Raw genomic sequence first — 19,259 nt, forward strand, 5'->3', positions numbered from 1 at the left:
AGACTAGGCTGACCCGGTCACCGCGTCCTGAGGAGGTCCGTCATGGCACGAGGCAAGGTCGGCGCCGTCAACAACCTGGTCAAGCTCGGCGTCAAGTACGGCCCGATCGTCTACGAGGCGGTCAAGCACGGCAAGGAGCCCGCGCGCGAGCTCGCCGAGCGGCAGGTGGCGCGCAGCAACGCTCGCCGGCGCGCCCTCGAGCACGCCCACCACCTCGTCGACGGCTCGGTGCTCACCGTCTTCGACGGGGACCAGCGGCTCTTCGTCGTGTTCAACGGGGACACGCCCGTCGCGTCGCACCCCACGAGCAAGAAGAAGACGTTGCAGGCCCTGATCGAGGGGTACGACCTCGACAAGCGGGTCCGCCCGGCCCCCAGACGCCGTATGACGCCGCGGGTCAAGCGCACGGGTGGGTGACCGCGAGGTGGGCGGCACAGCCGACTTCGTCACCGAGATCGCGGAGGCCGATCGCGACAGCGGGATCCTGCGCTATCGCGGGGTCGACCTGCGCGAGCTCGTCGGCCACGTGCCGTTCGAGCAGGTGTGGGGGCTGCTCGTCGACGAGGCGCTGCACCCCGGCCTGCCGCCCGCCGAGCCCTTCCCGCTGCCGGTGCGCACCGGTGACGTGCGGGTCGACGTGCAGAGCGCCCTCGCCCAGCTCGCCCCCGTCTGGGGCTTCCTCCCGCTGCTCGACATCGACGCGACGCAGGCCCGCGAGGACCTCGCCCGGGCGTCGGTGATGGCCATGTCCTTCATCGCCCAGTCCGCGCGGGGCGAGGACCGGCCCGCCGTCCCTCAGCGCGAGGTCGACCGCGGTCGCTCGATCGCGGAGAGGTTCCTGATCCGGTGGCGCGGCGACCCCGACCCGCTGCACGTGGCGGCGATCGACAGCTACTGGGTCACCGTGGCCGAGCACGGTCTCAACCCCTCCGCCCTGACCGCCCGGGTCATCGCCTCCACGGGCGCCGACGCGGCGGCCTGCCTGTCCGGAGCCGTCGGGGCCATGAGCGGCCCCCTGCACGGCGGCGCGCCACGCCGGGTCATGTGGATGCTCGAGGACGTCGAGGCCGGCGTGCCCGCCGCGCAGATCGTCGACCAGGTCCTCGGCGAGGGCGGCCGGATCATGGGCTTCGGTCACAGCGTCTATCGCGGCACCGACCCTCGCGCCGACGTCCTCAGGGCCACCTGCCGACGACTCGGCGCCCCGCGATACGCCGCCGCGTGCGAGCTCGAGGCCACGGCCCTGGCGGCGCTCGCCGAGCGCAACCCCCACCGCGTGATCGCGACCAACGTGGAGTTCTGGGCGGCCGTCCTGCTCGACCTCGCCGAAGTCCCGGCCCCGATCGTCACCCCGATGTTCGTGTGCGGGCGCACCGCGGGCTGGTCGGCCCACGTGCTCGAGCAGCAGCGGGCCCGCCGCATGATCAGGCCCACGGCCCGGTATGCCGGACCGCCCCCACGACGCCTCGCCGACGTCGGTCGGACCGGCGACGCCGCCTGACCCTCGACCGTCGGCCTCCACCGCACCACGAGCGCCGCCCCCTCGACCCGGACGCGGAACAACGGGGACCAAAATGCTCGGGATCCGGGCACAAACGTCCCCACTCGACCGAGCGCCGCCCCTGACGGGCCCGTCCGGATCGCGGCGGGCTCGCCGCGCTCCCGGCATACGGCTGGGAGGATGAGCAGGTGACCTCCGAGATCCTGCTGCCCTCCGACCTGCTGCCCTCCGACGGGCGCTTCGGCTCCGGACCGAGCAAGGTGCGCGCGGCGCAGGTCCAGCGGCTCGTCGCCGGTGCCACCACCTGGCTCGGGACCTCCCACCGCCAGGCGCCCGTCCGCGACGTGGTGGGCTCGCTGCGTCGGGGGCTGGCGGAGCTGTTCGCGCTGCCCGAGGGCTACGAGGTGGTGCTGGGCAACGGCGGGTCGACGGCGTTCTGGGACGTCGCCGCGTGCGGCCTGGTCCGCGAGCGGGCGCAGCACGTGGTGGTCGGCGAGTTCTCCAGCAAGTTCGCGCAGGTCACGCGGGAGGCTCCCCACCTGGCGGAGCCGTTGGTGCGCGAGTCCGCCCCGGGCACGCGCACGGCGGCGGCGGCCGAGGCCGGCGTCGACGTCTATGCCTGGCCCCACAACGAGACCTCCACCGGCGTGATGCTGCCCGTCGAGCGCGTGGCGGGGGCGGACGACGACGCGCTCGTGCTGGTCGACGCCACGTCCGGCGCCGGCGGGCTTCCGGTCGACGTGTCCCAGGCCGACGTCTACTACTTCGCCCCGCAGAAGTCCTTCGGCTCGGACGGTGGGCTGTGGGTGGCGGTGCTGTCCCCCCGCGCGGTCGAGCGTGCCCACGAGCTGGCCACCACCGACCGGTGGATCCCCGCCTCGCTGTCGCTGACGACCGCGATCGAGAGCTCGCGCAAGGACCAGACCTACAACACCCCCGCCCTCGCGACCATCGCCATGATGGAGGAGCAGGTCCGGTGGTTCCTCGCGCAGGGCGGCCTGCCGTGGGCCGCGGGACGCACTGCCGACAGCTCCTCGCGGCTCTACGCGTGGGCCGAGCGCACGCCGTGGGCGACGCCGTTCGTGGCGGACCCGGCCGCCCGTTCGCAGGTCGTCGGCACCATCGACCTGGACGAGACCGTCGACGCCGCCCGCGTGTCAGCGGTGCTGCGCGCCAACGGGATCGTCGACACCGACCCCTACCGCAAGCTCGGGCGCAACCAGCTGCGGATCGCGATGTTCCCGGCGGTCGAGCCGGACGACGTCGAGATCCTCATGCGCGCGATCGAGCACGTCGTCGAGCGCCTCTGACGGGAGCGCCCGACGGGTCCGGGAGGAGCGGCGGGGCTCAGCGGACCGGCGGGTCTCACCGGACCGACCGGGCTCAGCGGACCAGCGAGCCGTAGGCCGCCAGGGCCAGGCACACGGCGATCACGATCAGCGTCGCCACGCGGCGGAAGCGCGGGGTCATCGGGTCACCACCTCGGCCAGGTCGTGGACGTGGGGCTCGAGCTGCTCGGGGTGCACGACCTCGAGCCGCCGGCTCCCGGGGCGACGACGCAGCCGCACGCCGTCCGACACCATGATGTAGGCCACGGCCGCGATGCACGCGATCCCGGTGGCCACGGCCCCGACGCCGATCGTCCAGCGGGCGCCGAAGGTGTCGCCGACCCAGCCGATGAACGGCGCCCCGAGCGGCGTGCCGCCCATGAAGATCGCCATGTAGAGCGCCATCACGCGACCCCGCATCTCCGGGTCGACGGACAGCTGCACCGACGCGTTGGCGGTCGTCATGACGGTGAGCGCGGTCAGCCCGCACGGGATCAGCAGGAGGGCGAAGGCGACATACGTCGGGGCGGCGGCAGCCGCGGCACTGGCGAGGGTGAAGCCGCCGAGCGCGAGCAGCAGCACGCGCAGCCGCGGCTGGGCCCGACGGGCCGACAGCAGGGCCGCCGACAGCGAGCCGATGGCCATGATCGAGCCGAGCAGGCCGTACTCCTCGGCGCCGCGTCCGAACACCGTGGTGGCCATGAGCGCCATCGTGAGCTGAAAGTTCATGCCGAAGGTGCCGAGCATGAACACGATGAACATGAGCAGCATGATGTCCGGTCGTCGCCGGACATAGCCGATCCCCTCCCGTATGGCGCCGCCGCCCCGTCGCAGGGGCGCCGGGTGGAGCTCGGCGACGCGCAGCCGGGTCAGGCTGAGGATGACCGCCGCGAAGGACAGGGCGTTGACGCCGAACGCGGGTCCCGTGCCCCAGGCGCCGATGACGACGCCGGCGACGGCGGGGCCGATCAGGCGGGCGGCGTTGAACGACGCGCTGTTGAGGCCGACGGCGTTGCCGATCAGGTCGGGACCGACGAGCTCGGAGGCGAATGCCTGCCGCGTCGGGTTGTCGAGCGCCGCGGCGGCGCCCTGGGCGAGCGCGAGCAGATAGATCATCCACAGCTCGGCGCTGCCGGTCACGACCAGGAGCCAGGTCAGCGCGGCGGTGATGCCGAGGGCGGCCTGGGTGCACAGCAGGATGGTGCGCTTGGGGAAGCGGTCGGCGGCGGCCCCGGCCCACGGGGCCAGGAGCACCACCGGCGCGAACTGCAGGCCGGTCACGACGCCGAGCGCCGACGCCGAGTGGTCGGTCAGCTGGGTGAGGACGAGCCAGTCCTGGGCGACGCGGCCCATCCAGGTGCCGACGTTGGAGACGAGCCCGCCGAAGAAGTAGGTGCGGTAGTTGGGGACGCGCAGCGAGGCGAAGGTGGCACTCATCGTCCGGCCACCTCCAGCAGCAGCGGGGCGGCCTCGGCGAGGACGGCACGCTGCTCGGGGCTCAGCCCCTCGAGCCGGCTGGCCATCCACGAGTCGCGGCGGCGACGGATCGCCTGGGCCAGCGACTCGCCCTCGGCGGTGAGCGACACGACCACCTGGCGGCCGTCGGTGGGGTGCGGGTCACGACGGACCAGGCCGGCGTCGACGAGGCACCCGACGGTGCGGGTCATGCTGGGGGCGCTGACGCGCTCGATCTCGGCGAGCTCCCCTGGCGTGCGCGGGGTCTCGAGCCGGAAGAGGACGCTGGCCTGGTGGGGCGCGACGTCGTGGGTGCCCTCGTAGCGGATGCGGCGGCTGATGCGCTGGCACGCGAGGCGCAGGTCGTTGGCGAGGTGGGCGAGGTCGTCGGCCTCGGCGGGGTGATCGGTGAGGGTGTCCTGGGTCATCGTTTCCTTAGCCTAGTTCATTACCTTGGCTAACGATGACCTGTCGTCGTTGATTCCCTAGCCAGCCCTACTGCGGCAGCAGCCGCTGCGCGCCCTGTCCCCCACCCTCGCCGAGGGTGTCCTGCGGGTTGTAGAGCGAGCACTGCCGCATCGACAGGCACCCGCACCCAATGCAGCCGGCGAGGTTGTCACGCACCTGCTCGAGCTCGCGGATCCGCCGGTCCAGCGAGGGTGCCCACGACCTCGAAATGCGCGCCCACTGCTGCCGGGTCGGCGCCTTGTCCGGCGCCAGAGACCCGAAGGACGCCCGGATCTCCTCCAGGGTCAGCCCCACCCGCTGACCGGCCCGCACGACGGCCAGCCGCCGCAGCACCGACCGTTGGTAGAGCCGCCGGTCCCCCGCCGTGCGGGTGCTCGCGATCAGCCCCAGGGTCTCGTAGTGCCGCAGCGCCGACGGTGCCAGGCCGCTGCGGCGCGCGACCTCGCCGATCTGCATCAGGTCGTGCGTCCTCAGCATGTCCTCACCTCGACCCGGCTCGACGTCCCCGGACCACGATCATGGACCATGCCGGTCAGCCGCGCAGGAAGGTCAGGACCGCAGCCACCCGCCGGTGCTGGCCGTCGTCCGGGCCGAGCCCGAGCTTGGCGAAGATCCGCTGGGTGTGCTTCTCGACGGCTCCCTCGGTCACGACGAGCCGGGCGGCGACGGCGGCGTTGGTGCAGCCCTCGGCCATCAGGCCCAGCACCTCACGCTCGCGCGGCGTCAGCTGGGCGAGCGGCCCGGGTCCGCCAGGTCGTGCCATGAGCTGCCTCACCACCTGCGGATCGATGACCGTGGAGCCGGCCCGCACTTGATCCAGCGCCCCGAGGAAGCCGTCGATGTCGCTGACCCGGTCCTTGAGCAGGTAGCCGACGCCTCCGGTGCCGCTGGCGAGCAGGTCGTCGGCGTACGACCGCTCGACGTACTGCGACAGGACGAACACCGCTGCGCCGGGCCAGGATCGCCGCACCTCGACCGCTGCGCGCAGCCCCTCGTCGGTGTGGGTCGGCGGCATACGGACGTCGACGATCCCCAGGTCGGGCCGGTGCTCGTGCATGGCCGCGACCCACGACGGACCGTCGCCGACGGTGGCCACCACCTCGTGGCCGTCGTCGGCGAGCAGGAGCTGCAGACCCTCGCGCAGCAGCACGGAGTCGTCTCCGATCACGACACGCACGGCACCTCCGCCCGTATGACGGTGGGCCCGCCCTGCGGCGAGGTCACCGTCAGGTGGCCCCCGAGACCTGCCAGGCGCCGGTCCAGGCCCGCGAGGCCGGTGCCCTTGCCGAGGTGCGCACCCCCGACGCCGTCGTCCTCGACCTCCGCCACGACCCAGGGGCCGTCCACGTGGACGCGGACGTCGACGCGGGTGGCGCTCGCGTGCTTCGCGGCGTTGGCGAGGGCCTCGGTGACGCAGAAGTAGAGCGCGGTCTCGTAGCCGAGGTTGACCCGCGGCACGTCCACGCTGAGGCGGGTGGGGATGGCGGCGCGGCCGGCGAGCTCCTCCCCAGGGCGGCGGCCAGGCCGCGGTCGAGCAGGACGGGCGGCGCGATGCCCCGGGTGGCGGCCCGCAGGTCGTCGAGGGCACCGTGCGCCTGCTCGGTGGCCGAGGCGAGCAGGCCGCGAGCGGCCTCGGGGGCGCGGTCCCACTGCCGCTCGGCCCGCGCGAGGTCCATCTGCAGCCGGACGAGCCGCTGCTGCGCGCCGTCGTGGATGTCCCGCTCGAGCCGCTGAAGCGAGCCCAGCTCGCCCTCGCGGGTGTCGGCGAGCTGCCGGCGATGGGCCTGCTCCAGCCGCAAGGTCCGGGTCGGCGCCTCGAGGAGCCAGCCGTTGACGCCGGCCTGGGCACGAGATAGGCCCCGCATCGCGATCGGCGCCAGGGCCAGCAGCATCAGGCCGAGCGCGACGTTGCATAGGGCGTGAGCCCAGTACTCGTCCGGCAGGTTGAGCCACGTGGCCATGCCGTCACCCAGCTGGTCCTCGGGCAGGTAGCGCTGCCAGGCGGGATACGACAGCCCGGCCAGGATCGTCACCCACCAGGAGAGCGCCACCGACCAGAAGACGCAGGTGGGTGCCCACGCCAGCAGCGAGAACACCGCGTCGCCCCACCGCTGCCGGTCGCGGAACAGCGAGGTGACCTGTCCGACGACGCCCGGGTCGCGGGGGTGGGCCACCACAACGGGCTCGGGGAGCCTGGCGCCGAGGAGCGACCGCTGCAGGGCCCGCTCGACGGCGGCCGTGCCCTGCGCGAGGACGAGCCCGGCGATCACCACTGGCACCCCCACCGCCAGGATCATGGTCGCGCCGCCCACGGCGAGCAGGACGACGATCGGGATGAAGGCGGCGAGATAGAGCGGGAAGCCCACCAGCAGGTAGGCACTGTCGGCGATGAGCCGGGTCGGCGACCAGGTCCAGGTCTGCGAGGTGGACGTGGTGGAGGTGGTGGACGTGGCGGACGTGCTGGGCGACGTCTCGCGGCGAGCAGGTGAGGTGTCTGTCGTCATGTCGTCCACGCTACGAACCCCCTGGTCAGAGCCCCATCCCGCTGCCTGGCGTCCTATGTGTCGGGCTAGCCCGACGTCCGGTTCAGCCGGGCTAGCCCGACGTCCGGCTCAGCCGGGCTGGCCCGACGTCCGGCTCAGTCGGGCTGGCCCGACGTCCGGCTCGCTACTCCGGGAAGCCGTAGAGGACGGCCGCGGTGCCCGACAGGCCGAGGCGCGAGGCCCCCGCCTCGATCATCTCGCGCGCCGCCTCGGCGGTGCGGATGCCGCCGGACGCCTTGACGCCGAGCCGGTCGCCGACGGTCTCGCGCATGATCCGGACGGCGTGCGCCGAGGCGCCACCGCTGGGGTGGAACCCGGTCGACGTCTTGACGTAGTCCGCGCCGGCCGCCTCGGCAGCCTGGCAGGCCCCCACGACCTGCTCGTCGGTCAGGGCTGCGGACTCGATGATGACCTTGAGCACGGCGCCGCGGGTGGCCTCGCGGACGGCGGCGATGTCACGCTCGACCGCGTCGAAGTCTCCCGCCACGGCCGCACCCACGTCGATGACCATGTCCACCTCTGCGGCACCGAGACGCACGGACTCGGCAGCCTCCGCAGCCTTGACCGCGGACGTGTGCTTGCCGCTGGGGAAGCCGCACACCACGGCCACCGCCACGGAGGTCGACAGCGGCAGCATCGACGGCGAGACGCACACGGAGTAGACCCCGAGCCGCTCGCCGTCGGCCACGAGCTCGCGGACGTCGTCGGCGGTGGCCTCGGGCTTGAGCAGGGTGTGGTCCACCATCTGCGCGACCTGGGAGCGAGTCAGCTGCGTCATACGGCTCACCCTAGTGGGAGAGGTGAGCAGGTATGCCGACCCGCCCGCCACCCCGTCTCCGCGCCACCCCATCGGCGCCCACCCCGCTCGTCGCCCACCGCTCACGTCGCCCACCCCGCTCACCGCTCACCGCTCACACGCCATTGGTCACCAATCGCGTCCCGGAGGCGATATGAACGTTCCAAAAGATCAGTGGTGACCAATGGCGCCCGGAGGGGGCGGCGGGGCGGGGCGGAAGCGGAGGGGGCGGCGGCGCGGACCCGGTGAGCGCGGGGCTCAGGCGACGCCGAGGGCCGTCTTGACCGGCGTGATGCAGAAGTAGAGGACGAACAGCGCGGCCACGATCCACAGCAGCGGGTGGATCTCACGGGCCTTGCGGCGGGCGATCTTGACGACGACGTAGGCCACGAAGCCCGCGCCGATGCCGACCGAGATGGAGTAGGAGAAGGGCATCAGGACGATGGTGAGGAAGGCCGGGATGGCGATCTCCATGTCGTCCCAGTCGATGCCGGTGACCTGCTGCATCATCAGGAAGCCCACCACGATCAGCGCCGGGGTCGCGGCCTCGTAGGGAACGACCGCGACCAGCGGTGACAGGAAGGTCGCCAGCAGGAACATGATGCCGGTGACGACGGACGCGAGTCCGGTGCGAGCGCCCTCGCCGACACCCGCGGCCGACTCGATGTAGGACGTGTTGGAGCTGACCGAGCCCATGCCGCCTGCGATGGCGGCGACGGAGTCCACGACCAGGATGCGCTGGGAGCTGGGCGGGTTGCCCTCCTCGTCGAGCAGGCCCGCCTCGCCGCCGATGGCGACCATCGTGCCCATCGTGTCGAAGAAGTCGGCGAGCAGCAGGGTGAAGATCAGCAGCGCGGCCGACACGAACCCGATCTTGCTGAACGACCCGAGCAGGTTGAAGTCACCGACCAGCGAGAAGTCCGGGAGGGCGAAGGGGTTCGAGGGGAGGGTGGGGACGTTGAGGCCCCACCCGGTGGGGTTGACGATCTTGCCGCCCGGACCGGTCTGCGAGCCGATGTGCAGCACCGCCTCCAGCACGATCGCGAGCACGGTGGCCCCGGCGATGCCGTAGAGGATGGCGCCCTTCACGTGGTTGACCATCAGCGCGATGATCAGGAACAGCCCGACCACGAAGGTCAGCAGCGGCCACCCGTTGAGGAAGCCGCCGATGCCCAGCTCGACCGGGGTCGGGCCGGCCGGCTTGCGCACGAAGCCCGCGTCGATCAGGCCGATGAGGGTGATGAACAGACCGATGCCGACCGAGATCGCCGTCTTGAGCTGCGCGGGGATCGCGTGGAAGACGGCCTTGCGGAAGCCCGTCAGCACGAGCACCAGGATGATGATGCCCTCGAGGACGATCAGGCCCATCGCGTCGGCCCAGGTCATCTGCGGCATCTTGGCCACGCCGTAGGCCAGGAAGGCGTTGAGCCCCAGCCCCGTCGCGAGGGCCAGCGGGAAGTTGGCCACGACGCCCATGAGGATCGTCATGAGCCCGGCGACCAGCGCGGTGCCGGCGGCCACGAGCATGCGCGCCCGGTCCGGGTCTCCCCCGCCGAGGAAGCCGCCCGTGGAGTCCGGGACGGTGCCGATGATCAGGGGGTTGAGCACCACGATGTAGGCCATCGTGAAGAACGTGACGATCCCGCCGCGCACCTCCTGGCCGACGGACGAGCCACGCTCGGTGATGCGGAAGTAGCGGTCGAGCCCGCTGGCGGGCGGCGCGTTGCGGGGGCGGCGGGAGGGGGCCTGCGTCATGTCCCCGGATCCTACCGGCGGGCCGTATGCCGTCCGCGCCCCCGCCACCAGTCGGTCAGGCACCCGGGTGACGCGGGCCGGGCATGCCTTGCGCGTCAGGCGGCCTCGCCGCACAGTTACCCGCGGGTCACGTGTCGGTGGCGCCGCGCTGGTTCCCGAGGCGCGAGCGCGCGACCGCGATCGGTCTGGTCACCCTCGCCAACCTGGTCGGCACCGCCATCGGGATGGTCCTGCCGACGGCCCTCGTCGACGCGCACGGTCCCGGCGTCATCGGGCCGCTGCAGCTCGGGATCGGTATGGCGGCGCTGGTCGCCGGCATCGCCTATCCCCTGCTCGTGACCGACCGCCCCGCCGGCGTCCCGGTCGACCTCACCGAGCGCGAGCTCGAGACCCACGGGATGCGGCACGCCCTGTCGGTGGGGCCGTTCCGGCGCTACCTGCTGGCGATCTTCATCGGGATGGGCGTCTTCAAGGGGATCACGCAGTGGGTCGCGGACATCGTTGCCCCGCGGGGCTTCTCGGCGACCGACGCCGGCAACGTCGGTGCCGCCATGCTGCTCGGCGGGGTCATCGGGTCGGTCTCGTTGTCGGCCTGGTCGGATCGCCTCGACCGGCGGGTGCCCTTCCTCGTGGCGGGGCTCGCGCTCGCCGCTCCCGCCGTCGTCGGGGTCGCCCTCGCGAGCTCCCTCGCGGGGCTGCTCGGCGCGGCCTTCCTGCTCGGGTTCTGCCTGGTGAGCCTGATGCCGATCGGCATGCAGTATGCCGCCGAGGTCACCTGGCCGACGCCGGAGGGCACGTCCAACGGCCTGGTCCAGCTGTGCGGGCAGGCGGCCGTGGTCTACGTCGCGCTGCTCTACGCGCTGCGCGCCCCGGACGGGAGCTACTGGCCCGGGCTGGTGCTGTCCGCGGTGCTGCTGCTCGGCGGGGCGCTGCGCTTTGCCCGGACCCCGGAGTCGCACGAGCACCACGCCCGAGCCACCACCTCGTCGATGTCCCCCTCGGGCACGTCCCCGTCGGGCCCGTCCCCCTCGAGCACGGGCCCGGGCGCTAGCCTGCAGGGGTGACCGACCAGCGGCCCCCGATCGACCCGACCACCGTGCCGGCGATGCGCGTGCGCACCGATCGCGTGGTGGCGCTCGGCACCTGGCTGTGGGTCGTGGCCCTGCTCGTCGTGCTGGTCGTGCCGTCGCTGCACCTCGACGGGCGCGCCTGGTGGCCGTGGGCCTGCGTGACGGGGATCGCGCTCGGCGTGCTCGGCCTGGCCTACGTCAGGAGCGGGCGCGGCGCCGACAAGGGCGCCTGACGGCGACGCGCCGGAGTCCGCCCAGCGCTCGGGCGTCGCCCGGGTGCACAACTGCTGCACATCGGCCGAGGCGCTTGCCGAGTTCCGTTGTGCCGCAACAGACCCTCTCGCGAGGTCGCTTCGATGTGCAGCACTTGGTTGCGGGGAAGAGACCCTGCGACCCACGTGCGGCCGGGGTGACGGCCCGTGTCGCGGGTCTGCTCAGGCGTCGCCGGCGAGCTCGGCCACCCGCTGGGCGGCGGCGTCGGTCGCCGGGTCGGTGCGCGGCGTCGCCGGACCCGCGGGGGCGCCGGCGGCGCGACGCGACCCGCGCCGACCACGGCGAGGGGCGGGGGCCTTGACCTCGGGCTCGAGCTCCGGCTCCGGCTCCGGCTCCGGCTCCGGCTCCGGAACACCGTCGGCGGCGGCCGCCGACGCTGTGGCCTCGCTCGCGACCTCGGGCTCGGGGGCGGGCGACTCCGCGGCCCCGGGCTCGGCGGCGGGGGGCTCGGCGTCGGGTAGCGACGCCGTCTCCAGAGCGCTGCTGGCGCTCTCGGACGAGTCGGTCTCGGGAGCGGCCTGCGCTTCCGGCTGCACCTCGGCTGCGCTGTCACCGGCAACGTCGGTGCTCGACGCGACGTCGGAGGCGGTCGGCGCCTCGTCCGTGCTCGTGGCGCTCTCGGCGCTCTCGGCCAGCGTCAGCTCGACGGCCGGCGCGACCTCGAGGTCCACCGCCAGGTCGTCGACCACGGGCGGGTCGAGCGGGCGGGGGTCGTTGGTCGGCATGTCGACCTCGCTGTGCGCGCCGCAGCCGTGGTCGAGGGCGACGACGCGGCCATCCGACGGTGACCACGCGTTGGCGCACACCCCGAAGGACCGGCGCAGCGCACCGGCCATCGGCAGGAAGTAGCCGCAGGACGAGCAGCGCTCGGGTGCCTTGACGGCGACCTCGGCGGTGGGGCCGTTGTCGCCGTCGTACCAGCGCTGGGCGGCGTCCTCGCGGCCCTCGGCGGACAGCACGCGCTTGCGGCCGAGACCCAGCTCCCACTGGGCCATCCGGTCGACGTCCTCGTCCCCGGTCGCCTCGAAGCCGTACTCGAGGTTGGGGTCCTCCTCGACGTACGGGTTGATGTCGCCGGGGCCGAGGTCGCCGGGGGCGATGCGCTCGGCATACGGCAGCCAGGCCGGGGAGACGATGCTGGTGTCGCTGGGCAGCAGGTGCGTCTCGGAGACGGTGACGTGCTTGGACCGGGAGACGCGGGTGACGGTGACGGACCACCGCCAGTCGGGGTATCCCGCTGACAGGCAGGCGAACTGGTGCGTGGCCACCCGCTCGCCGTCCATGACGACGGCCAGGTGGTCGCCCACGGCCCCCGCCTCGGCGATGCTCTCGGCGGCGGCGCGCGCGAGGTCGACCGCCGCGGTCAGCGTCGTGTCGGGCTTGATGGTGGCCATCGGTCAGCTCCCGTCGAAGTTGTCGGCGATGGCCCGCAGGGCGGCGGCGAGCTTGGTGGACCCGGCCGCGTCGGGGTAGCGCCCCTTGCGCAGCTGCATCGAGACGCCGTCGAGGAGCTTGATGGTGTCCTCGACGATCTCGACCATTTCGTCGGCGGGCTTGCGCTTCTTCTCGTGGAGCTTGCGCGTCACCGAGGGGGCCTGGTCGAGGATCGTGAGCGACAGGGCCTGGGCCCCGCGCCGGCCGTCCATGATCCCGAACTCCACGCGGGTGCCGGGCTTGAGGGTGGTCGTCCCCTCGGGCAGGGCGTTGGCGTGGACGAAGACGTCCCCGCCCTCGTCGTCGGCCAGGAAGCCGAAGCCCTTGTCCGTGTCGTACCACTTGACCTTGCCCGTTGGCACTGGTCCACCTCGTGTCGATCTCGTCGTGGGCCGGCCCGTGTGCGGGGTCGGCGTCAGGGCACGTGGATCTCTCGGGGCACGCGCCCTGCCCACCAGGCTAACGGTTCAGCGAGGCGTCAGGCCCCACGAGGCCGACCACGCGTGGCCCGGACCGAGCCGGACGACGTCCTCGCCGGTGCGGAACGCGTCGGGTGCCGCCGTGAGGGGCTCGACCGCCAGGCCGCTCGTGCGCGCGTAGCCCTCGGGGAGGTCGTGCCCGGTGTAGACCTGCGTCCAGGGGAAGGCGTCGGCGTCGGCCCACAGGGTCGTGCTGCGGCCGCCGTGGGCGATGGTGATGCGCCACCGGCCGTCGTCGTCCGCGGTGAGACCGGTCATCGCGGTGTCGAGGTCGCGGTCGCCGACGACGGCGTCGCGCAGGTCCTGGGACGTGCCCTCGACGGGACGCAGGCTGGCGGCCACGGTGTCGTCGGCCAGGAGGAGCCGGTCGGGGTCGACGGCGACGTATGACGCAGCGGGGCACCGGATCTCGAGGTCGTCCACCCGGTCCTCCCCCACCGTCAGGTAGGGATGCGCCCCCACGCCGAGCGGCGCGGTGGTGTCGCCGACGTTGGTGACGGTGGGCGTGACGGTCAGGCCGTCGTCGTCGAGGTGGTAGTCGAGCTGCAGGTCCAGGGTCCAGTCCCAGCCCTGCTGCGGGTGCAGGCGTGCGCGCAGGGTCACCCGGTCGTCCTCCACGCGGACGGGCGACCACGGCAGCCACTGCACCAGGCCGTGCAGCGCGTTGTGCCGGGCGGGCTCGGACAGGGCGAGCTGCCGCTCGGTGCCGTCGAAGGTGTACTGCCCGTCGCGGATGCGGTTGACCCACGGGATCAGCACGGTCCCCCGCGCGTGCAGGGCCGGCGCGTCCTGCGGCGACCCGACGATCACGGGCCGTCCGGCATACGTGTAGGACCGCAGGGTCGCCCCCACCTCGGTGACCACGACCTCGTGCTCGCCGTGCCGGATGGTCCACTGCTCGCCGCTCGGCAGCACCTGGTCACTCATGCCCGCCACCCTAGGCGCCGATCAGCCCTGCTCGATGAGCTCGGCCGCCCGGTCGCGCATCTCGACCTTGCGGATCTTGCCGGTCACCGTCATCGGGAAGCTGTCGGTGATGTGCACGTAGCGCGGGATCTTGTAGTGCGCGAGCTGTCCGGTGCAGAACTCGCGGACGCCGTCCACGGTCAGCGCGGGCACGCCCTCGCGCATGATGATCCAGGCCATGAGCTCCTCGCCGAACTTCTTGTCGGGGACGCCGATCACCTGCACGTCCGCGATGTCGGGGTGGGTGTAGAGGAACTCCTCGATCTCGCGGGGATAGACGTTCTCGCCGCCGCGGATGACCATGTCCTTGATCCGGCCCACGATGGCGCAGTAGCCGTCCTCGTCCATCGTCGCGAGGTCGCCCGTGTGCATCCAGCGGGCGGCGTCGATCGCCTCGGCGGTTTTGTCCGGCTGTCCCCAGTAGCCCAGCATCACCGAGTAGCCGCGGGTGCACAGCTCGCCCGTCTCGCCGCGCGGCACGGTGCGACCCGTTGCGGGGTCGACGACCTTGACCTCGAGGTGCGGCATGACGCGGCCGACCGTCTCGGTGCGGCGGCGCAGGTCGTCCTCGGTGCGGGTGGAGGTGGACACCGGCGAGGTCTCGGTCATGCCGTAGTTGATGGCGACCTCGGCCATGTTCATCCGGTCGATGACCTTCTTCATGACCTCGACCGGGCAGGGTGAGCCGGCCATGATCCCCGTGCGCAGCGTCGACAGGTCGTAGCGGTCGACGTCCGGCAGCCCGAGCTCGGCGATGAACATCGTGGGGACGCCGTAGAGGCTGGTGCAGCCTTCCTGGGACACCGCCTCCAGGGTCGCGACGGGGTCGAAGGTCGGCGCCGGGATGACCATCGCCGCGCCGTGGGAGGTGCACGCCAGGTTGCCCATGACCATGCCGAAGCAGTGGTAGAAGGGCACCGGGATGCAGACCACGTCCTGCTCGGTGTAGCGGATCATCTCGCCGACGAAGAAGCCGTTGTTGAGGATGTTGTGGTGGGACAGGGTCGCGCCCTTGGGGAAGCCCGTGGTGCCCGAGGTGTACTGGATGTTGATCGGGTCGTCGGCGGAGAGCTCTGCCATCCGCGCGTCCAGGTCCTCGTCGCTGACGGCGGCACCCCCGGCCCGCAGGTCCTCCCAGGACTGCTCGCCGAGGTAGGCGACGCGCTCCAGGTCCGGGCAGTCGTGCCGGATGGACTCGAGCATCTGCTGGTAGGTCGAGGTCTTGTAGGACACCGCGCTCACGACCATGCGCATGCCGGACTGCTTGACGACGTACTCGAGCTCGTGGGCGCGATAGGCCGGGTTGATGTTGACGAGCACCACGCCGGCCTTGGCGGTGGCGTACTGCACGATCGTCCACTCCGGGCAGCTCGGCGACCAGATGCCCACGCGGTCCCCGTGCTCGAGCCCTGCGGCGATCAGGCCCTTGGCGACCTCGTCGACGGCGGCGTCCAGCTCGGCATACGTCCACCGCCGCCCGCTGGGCACGTCCACGAGGGCCAGCCGGTCGCCGACCCGCGCGACCGTCCGCTCGAGGTTGTGCCCGATGGTCTCGCCGAGGAGCGGGGTGTCGGAGATGCCGGAGGTGTACGAGAGCGTCGTTGCCGTCATGGCTCGCAGTCTCGTGCGCCGCGCCGGTGGCGGCAAGGGATGGCGCGCCGAACGGTGCGCCGCGCGCTACCAGCGGTCTACCTCAGGTAGGCACATCCGCCCGACCTCGCACGCCAGGTCGATGTGACCGCCTCAGGTAGGCACATCCGCCCGACCTCGACGACAGACCCGCCCCCGGCGGACTCATCGACCGGCCCTCGTTCCCCAGGTCGATGTACCTGCCCGCGGCAGGTCTTAACGTTGGACGGTGATGCCCCGCCTCGACGCGCCCCGCGCCCGCAGCCTCGCCGACGACCTCCGCGGCCGCTCGGACGACGAGCTCGTCGCGCTGCTCGTGGCCCGCCCCGACCTCGCCCGTCCGGCGCCGACCGACATCACCGCCCTCGCCGCCCGCTCCGGCACCCGGGCCTCGACGCAGCGCGCGCTCGAGGGCCTGGACACCGCGCACCTGCAGGTCCTCGAGGCCCTGCTCGCCACCGGCTCCCCCGCCGACGTCGACCAGGCGGCCACCTGGCTGGGGACCGACCGCGGCTCCGGCTCCGGCTCCAACTCCCAAACCCTGGTCGAGATCCTGTCCCGTCTCGAGTCCCTCGCTCTCGTATGGCGATCCGCCGACCGCATCACCGTCGCCCGCACGGTGGCGGAGCTGCTCGGACCGCGCCCCGGAGGCCTCGGCCCCTCCCTCGCGACGCTGCGCGGCACCACGCGGGACGCCCTCGCCACGCCCGCCTCGCTGGACGCGGTGCTGGCCGAGGCGCCGGAGGCCGCTCGTGCCGTCCTCGACCGCCTCACGTGGTCCAGCGGCGTCGTGGCGCGGCAGCCGAGCGGCCAGCCGAGCGGTGCGGCCGGGCAGGCGCTCGACTGGCTGACCGACCGCGGCCTGCTGCACCCCCACGGCGAGGGCGAGCTGGTGCTGCCGCGCGAGGTCGCCCTGCACCTGCGCGGCGGGCGGCTGCTCCAGGACGTCGCGCTGCACCCCCCGCAGGTCGCCCTCACGACCCGCTCGGCCACCGTCGTCGACCTCGCGGCTGGTGGCGCGGCAGGCGAGCTGCTGGGTCTCGTCGACGAGACGGCGACCCGGTGGGGTGAGCGCCCGCCGCGCGTCCTGCGCGCCGGCGGACTGGCCGTCCGCGACCTGCGCGCCCTGGCGTCGACGCTGGACCTGCCGGTCGAGCGGGTGGCGTTCGTCGTGGAGGTGGCGCACGCCGCGGGGCTGCTCGCCGACGACGGCGCGCTCGACCCGGTGTGGGCGCCGACGCCAGCCTACGACGACTGGCTGCAGCAGTCGCCGCCCGCTCGCTGGGCCGTGCTGGCCGACGCGTGGCTGCGCTCGACCCGTGCCGCGCACCTCGTGGGTTCGCCTGCGGAGCGCGGAGGTTCGCCGATCAACGCCCTCTCGTCCGACGCCCACTGGCCGCCGGTCCGCGGGCTCCGCCAGGACGTCCTCGCCGACCTCGCCCAGCTGCCGGCCTGGTCCGCGCCCACCGTCGACGGGCTCGTCGAGCGGATGCGCTGGCGCCGGCCGCTGCGTCGGGTCGCCGACCTCGAGGAGGTCGTCGAGGCGGTCGTCCGCGAGGCCGAGTGGCTCGGCGTCACGGGCCGGGGTGCCCTGGGTGCCGCGGGCCGCACCCTCGTGGCCTCCACCCCTCCCGACGTCGGCTCGGCGGCCGAGGCCATGCACGCCCACCTGCCGGCCCCCGTCGAGGAGATCCTGCTGCAGGCCGACCTCACCGCGGTCGCTCCCGGCCGCGTCGAGGGCGCGTTGGCCCGGCTGCTGCGCCTCGCCGCGGACGTCGAGTCGCGGGGCGGGGCCACCGTCCACCGCTTCACCGAGGCGTCCGTGCGCCGGGCCCTCGACGCCGGCTGGACCGCCGAGCAGCTCCTCGACGCCCTCGCCGAAGCCAGCTCCACGCCTGTGCCCCAGCCGCTCACCTATCTCGTCAACGACGTCACCCGGCGCCACGGCCAGCTCCGGGTGGCGGCGGCGGCGTCATACGTGCGCAGCGAGGACCCCGTGACCCTCGACGCGATCCTGGCCGCCCCGGCCCTCGCCCCGCTGCGCCTGCGTCGCATCGCCCCGACGGTGCTCGTCAGCCCGGTCAGCGGCGTCGTCCTGCTCGCGACCCTGCGCGACCACGGCCTCGCGCCCGCCGCGGAGACCGCCGACGGCGTCGTCGCGGTCCCCGCCGGGTCGGCCCGCCGGACACCTCCTCGTCGGCGCCCACCGGCCTCGACCCTCACCAGCGTCGTCGACCGCCCGTATGCCGAGAACCTGGTCGCCCTGCTCCGCGCCGGGCAGGCCGGGGTCGACGCACGGGCCGACGGCGACCCGTCGCAGGGCGGCACGGACCCCGCGGTGGTGCTGGGCGTCCTGCGCGAGGCCGTCGCCGACCGCCGTCCCGTGCGGCTCAGCCACGTCGGGCCCGACGGCGGCGCCACGACGCTGCTCTTCCACCCGCGGCGGGTTGAGGGTGGGCGCGTCTACGGCACCGCGGGGACGAGCAACGTCGAGAGGATTCTCACGCTCCACCGCATCACGGGTGTGTCCGAGGCCTGACCTGGCTATCGTCGCGGGCACGCACCCCTCCTCCCCCGAAGGATCTTCCATGACGCCCCAGCGCCCCGGGGCCCTCGAGCTGATCGACCTCGTTGTCGAGCCCGGCAGCTTCGTCTCGTGGGACACCCCGCCCGACCGCGCCGGGATCTCCTCCGAGTACGCCGCCGAGCTCGACGCCGCGACCGAGCGCAGCGGGGTCGACGAGGCGGTGCTCACCGGCCGCGGACTGATCGACGGGCTCCCGGTGGCGGTCGTCGTGGGCGAGTTCCGGTTCCTCGGGGGCTCGATCGGCGCGGCCACAGCGGCCCGGATCACGGCGGCCGTGCGGCGAGCGACCGCCGAGCGGCTGCCGCTCGTGGCCGCGCCCGCCTCGGGCGGCACCCGCATGCAGGAGGGCACGCCGGCGTTCGTCGAGATGGTGACGATCTCGCGGGCCATCGTCGACCACAAGGCCGCGGCCCTGCCCTACCTCGTCTACCTGCGGCACCCCACCACCGGCGGCGTCTTCGCCTCGTGGGGGTCGCTGGGCCACGTGACCGTCGCCGAGCCCGGTGCGCTGGTCGGCTTCCTCGGGCCCAAGGTCTACGAGGCGCTCAACGGTGAACCGTTCCCCGCGGGCGTGCAGCTCGCCGAGAACCTCGTCGACAAGGGCGTGATCGACGCCGTCGTCCCGTCCGAGGAGCTCGCGACCGTCGCCGCACGGGTGCTGCGCCTGCTGCACCCCCACCGCCGCGACGCGGCCACCACCCCCGCAGCCCCCGCAGCCCCCGCAGCCCCCGCAGCCCCCGCAGCCCCCGCAGCCCCCGCAGCCCCCGCAGCCCCCGAGATCGTGAGCGAATCCTCCAAGAATCTTGGACGAAACGCTCACGATCCTGGTGGGGAGGGGCCGGCCTGGCCCGCCCCGACGGAGTCCAGCCAGGTCTGGGCGTCCGTCGAGATCACCCGCTCACCTCGTCGTCCGGGCGTCCGAGAGCTTCTCCGGTATGCCGCGGACGAGGTCCTCCCGCTCTCCGGGACCGGCGA

General features: G+C 73.3%; 18 protein-coding genes and 1 pseudogene. 7 read left to right on the top strand and 12 right to left on the bottom strand.

Annotation, left to right across the window (positions count from 1 at the left end):
* Window positions 1–42 precede the first annotated feature (42 nt).
* The 3 genes from K313_RS0112515 (at window position 43) to serC (ending at window position 2,811) form a co-directional block, all read left to right on the top strand.
* Window positions 43–417 carry a hypothetical protein gene (locus tag K313_RS0112515; RefSeq protein WP_029211895.1) on the top strand — a complete coding sequence of 125 codons (375 nt, stop codon included), beginning with the start codon at window positions 43–45 and terminating at the stop codon, window positions 415–417.
* A complete protein-coding gene (locus tag K313_RS0112520; RefSeq protein ID WP_029211896.1) occupies window positions 410–1,501 on the top strand; it encodes a citrate synthase 2 in 1,092 nt (363 codons plus the stop codon). Before K313_RS0112515 ends, K313_RS0112520 begins: the two co-directional genes overlap by 8 nt.
* Before the next feature lie 188 nt (window positions 1,502–1,689).
* Entirely contained in the window at window positions 1,690–2,811 is a 1,122-nt protein-coding gene (serC, locus tag K313_RS0112525; protein ID WP_029211897.1) for a phosphoserine transaminase, read from the top strand.
* A 156-nt stretch (window positions 2,812–2,967) separates the two neighbouring features.
* Here the strand turns inward: serC and K313_RS0112535 are convergent, their stop codons facing one another.
* The 8 genes and pseudogenes from K313_RS0112535 to K313_RS0112565 all read right to left on the bottom strand — a co-directional run bounded on the left by K313_RS0112535 (window position 2,968) and on the right by K313_RS0112565 (window position 9,846).
* Entirely contained in the window at window positions 2,968–4,266 is a 1,299-nt protein-coding gene (locus tag K313_RS0112535; protein WP_029211898.1) for an MFS transporter, read from the bottom strand.
* Window positions 4,263–4,712, bottom strand: a complete 450-nt coding sequence (locus tag K313_RS0112540; protein WP_029211899.1) for a MarR family winged helix-turn-helix transcriptional regulator — start codon at window positions 4,710–4,712, stop codon at window positions 4,263–4,265. Before K313_RS0112540 ends, K313_RS0112535 begins: the two co-directional genes overlap by 4 nt.
* 67 nt (window positions 4,713–4,779) lie before the next feature.
* Window positions 4,780–5,229, bottom strand: coding sequence for a redox-sensitive transcriptional activator SoxR (soxR, locus tag K313_RS0112545; protein WP_029211900.1), 450 nt, complete (start codon window positions 5,227–5,229; stop codon window positions 4,780–4,782).
* Window positions 5,230–5,284: 55 nt separating this feature from the next.
* Window positions 5,285–5,920 (bottom strand): response regulator, encoded by a 636-nt coding sequence (locus tag K313_RS0112550; RefSeq protein WP_476692350.1) that lies wholly within the window; start codon window positions 5,918–5,920, stop codon window positions 5,285–5,287.
* Window positions 5,917–6,402 carry a sensor histidine kinase gene (locus tag K313_RS24895; RefSeq protein ID WP_420804910.1) on the bottom strand — a complete coding sequence of 162 codons (486 nt, stop codon included), beginning with the start codon at window positions 6,400–6,402 and terminating at the stop codon, window positions 5,917–5,919. Before K313_RS24895 ends, K313_RS0112550 begins: the two co-directional genes overlap by 4 nt.
* Window positions 6,303–7,256: pseudogene (locus tag K313_RS21035) on the bottom strand (sensor domain-containing protein); the annotation flags it as partial. The pseudogene K313_RS21035 and the gene K313_RS24895, both read right to left, overlap by 100 nt.
* A 163-nt stretch (window positions 7,257–7,419) precedes the next feature.
* The gene (deoC, locus tag K313_RS0112560) at window positions 7,420–8,073 is read right to left on the bottom strand and encodes a deoxyribose-phosphate aldolase (RefSeq protein WP_029211902.1); all 654 of its coding nucleotides are present in this window, start codon (window positions 8,071–8,073) and stop codon (window positions 7,420–7,422) included.
* 276 nt (window positions 8,074–8,349) lie between these two features.
* Window positions 8,350–9,846: an NCS2 family permease gene (locus K313_RS0112565; RefSeq protein ID WP_029211903.1), complete on the bottom strand. Its 1,497-nt coding sequence runs from the start codon at window positions 9,844–9,846 to the stop codon at window positions 8,350–8,352.
* 131 nt (window positions 9,847–9,977) lie between these two features.
* Between K313_RS0112565 and K313_RS0112570 the strand changes: the two genes are divergently transcribed.
* Both K313_RS0112570 and K313_RS21040 read left to right on the top strand, forming a co-directional pair.
* Complete coding sequence (locus K313_RS0112570) at window positions 9,978–10,910, top strand: MFS transporter (protein WP_169516840.1); 933 nt, start codon at window positions 9,978–9,980, stop codon at window positions 10,908–10,910.
* Complete coding sequence (locus K313_RS21040; protein ID WP_019284327.1) at window positions 10,907–11,149, top strand: DUF2530 domain-containing protein; 243 nt, start codon at window positions 10,907–10,909, stop codon at window positions 11,147–11,149. The genes K313_RS0112570 and K313_RS21040 overlap by 4 nt, the downstream gene beginning before the upstream one ends.
* Before the next feature lie 201 nt (window positions 11,150–11,350).
* On the opposite strand, the gene K313_RS24805 is transcribed toward K313_RS21040, so the two are convergent.
* The 4 genes from K313_RS24805 to K313_RS0112595 all read right to left on the bottom strand — a co-directional run bounded on the left by K313_RS24805 (window position 11,351) and on the right by K313_RS0112595 (window position 15,679).
* A complete protein-coding gene (locus tag K313_RS24805; RefSeq protein ID WP_029211905.1) occupies window positions 11,351–12,583 on the bottom strand; it encodes a DUF3027 domain-containing protein in 1,233 nt (410 codons plus the stop codon).
* A 3-nt stretch (window positions 12,584–12,586) separates the two neighbouring features.
* Complete coding sequence (locus tag K313_RS0112585; RefSeq protein WP_029211906.1) at window positions 12,587–12,985, bottom strand: cold-shock protein; 399 nt, start codon at window positions 12,983–12,985, stop codon at window positions 12,587–12,589.
* Between the two features lie 105 nt (window positions 12,986–13,090).
* Window positions 13,091–14,029 carry an aldose 1-epimerase family protein gene (locus K313_RS0112590; protein WP_029211907.1) on the bottom strand — a complete coding sequence of 313 codons (939 nt, stop codon included), beginning with the start codon at window positions 14,027–14,029 and terminating at the stop codon, window positions 13,091–13,093.
* Between the two features lie 21 nt (window positions 14,030–14,050).
* Window positions 14,051–15,679, bottom strand: a complete 1,629-nt coding sequence (locus K313_RS0112595; protein ID WP_029211908.1) for an AMP-binding protein — start codon at window positions 15,677–15,679, stop codon at window positions 14,051–14,053.
* A gap of 250 nt (window positions 15,680–15,929) precedes the next feature.
* Between K313_RS0112595 and K313_RS0112600 the strand changes: the two genes are divergently transcribed.
* Together K313_RS0112600 and K313_RS0112605 are read left to right on the top strand one after the other, a co-directional pair.
* Window positions 15,930–18,236, top strand: a complete 2,307-nt coding sequence (locus K313_RS0112600) for a helicase-associated domain-containing protein (protein ID WP_029211909.1) — start codon at window positions 15,930–15,932, stop codon at window positions 18,234–18,236.
* Window positions 18,237–18,285: 49 nt separating this feature from the next.
* Window positions 18,286–19,259, top strand: a 974-nt coding sequence (locus K313_RS0112605) for an acetyl-CoA carboxylase carboxyltransferase subunit beta (RefSeq protein WP_029211910.1), incomplete at its 3' end; no start/stop codon positions are given.

The organism is Arsenicicoccus bolidensis DSM 15745 (assembly GCF_000426385.1).
Classification (GTDB): Bacteria; Actinomycetota; Actinomycetes; order Actinomycetales; family Dermatophilaceae; genus Arsenicicoccus; species Arsenicicoccus bolidensis.

Bases quoted from the DNA above. Each gene is read 5' to 3' on its own strand.
- K313_RS0112535 (WP_029211898.1), bottom strand. From the start codon at position 4,266: ATGAGTGCCACCTTCGCCTCGCTGCGCGTCCCCAACTACCGCACCTAC.
- K313_RS0112540 (WP_029211899.1), bottom strand. From the start codon at position 4,712: ATGACCCAGGACACCCTCACCGATCACCCCGCCGAGGCCGACGACCTC.
- K313_RS0112590 (WP_029211907.1), bottom strand. From the start codon at position 14,029: ATGAGTGACCAGGTGCTGCCGAGCGGCGAGCAGTGGACCATCCGGCAC.
- K313_RS24805 (WP_029211905.1), bottom strand. From the start codon at position 12,583: ATGGCCACCATCAAGCCCGACACGACGCTGACCGCGGCGGTCGACCTC.
- K313_RS0112595 (WP_029211908.1), bottom strand. From the start codon at position 15,679: ATGACGGCAACGACGCTCTCGTACACCTCCGGCATCTCCGACACCCCG.
- deoC (WP_029211902.1), bottom strand. From the start codon at position 8,073: ATGACGCAGCTGACTCGCTCCCAGGTCGCGCAGATGGTGGACCACACC.
- K313_RS0112600 (WP_029211909.1), top strand. From the start codon at position 15,930: ATGCCCCGCCTCGACGCGCCCCGCGCCCGCAGCCTCGCCGACGACCTC.
- soxR (WP_029211900.1), bottom strand. From the start codon at position 5,229: ATGCTGAGGACGCACGACCTGATGCAGATCGGCGAGGTCGCGCGCCGC.
- K313_RS0112565 (WP_029211903.1), bottom strand. From the start codon at position 9,846: ATGACGCAGGCCCCCTCCCGCCGCCCCCGCAACGCGCCGCCCGCCAGC.
- K313_RS0112515 (WP_029211895.1), top strand. From the start codon at position 43: ATGGCACGAGGCAAGGTCGGCGCCGTCAACAACCTGGTCAAGCTCGGC.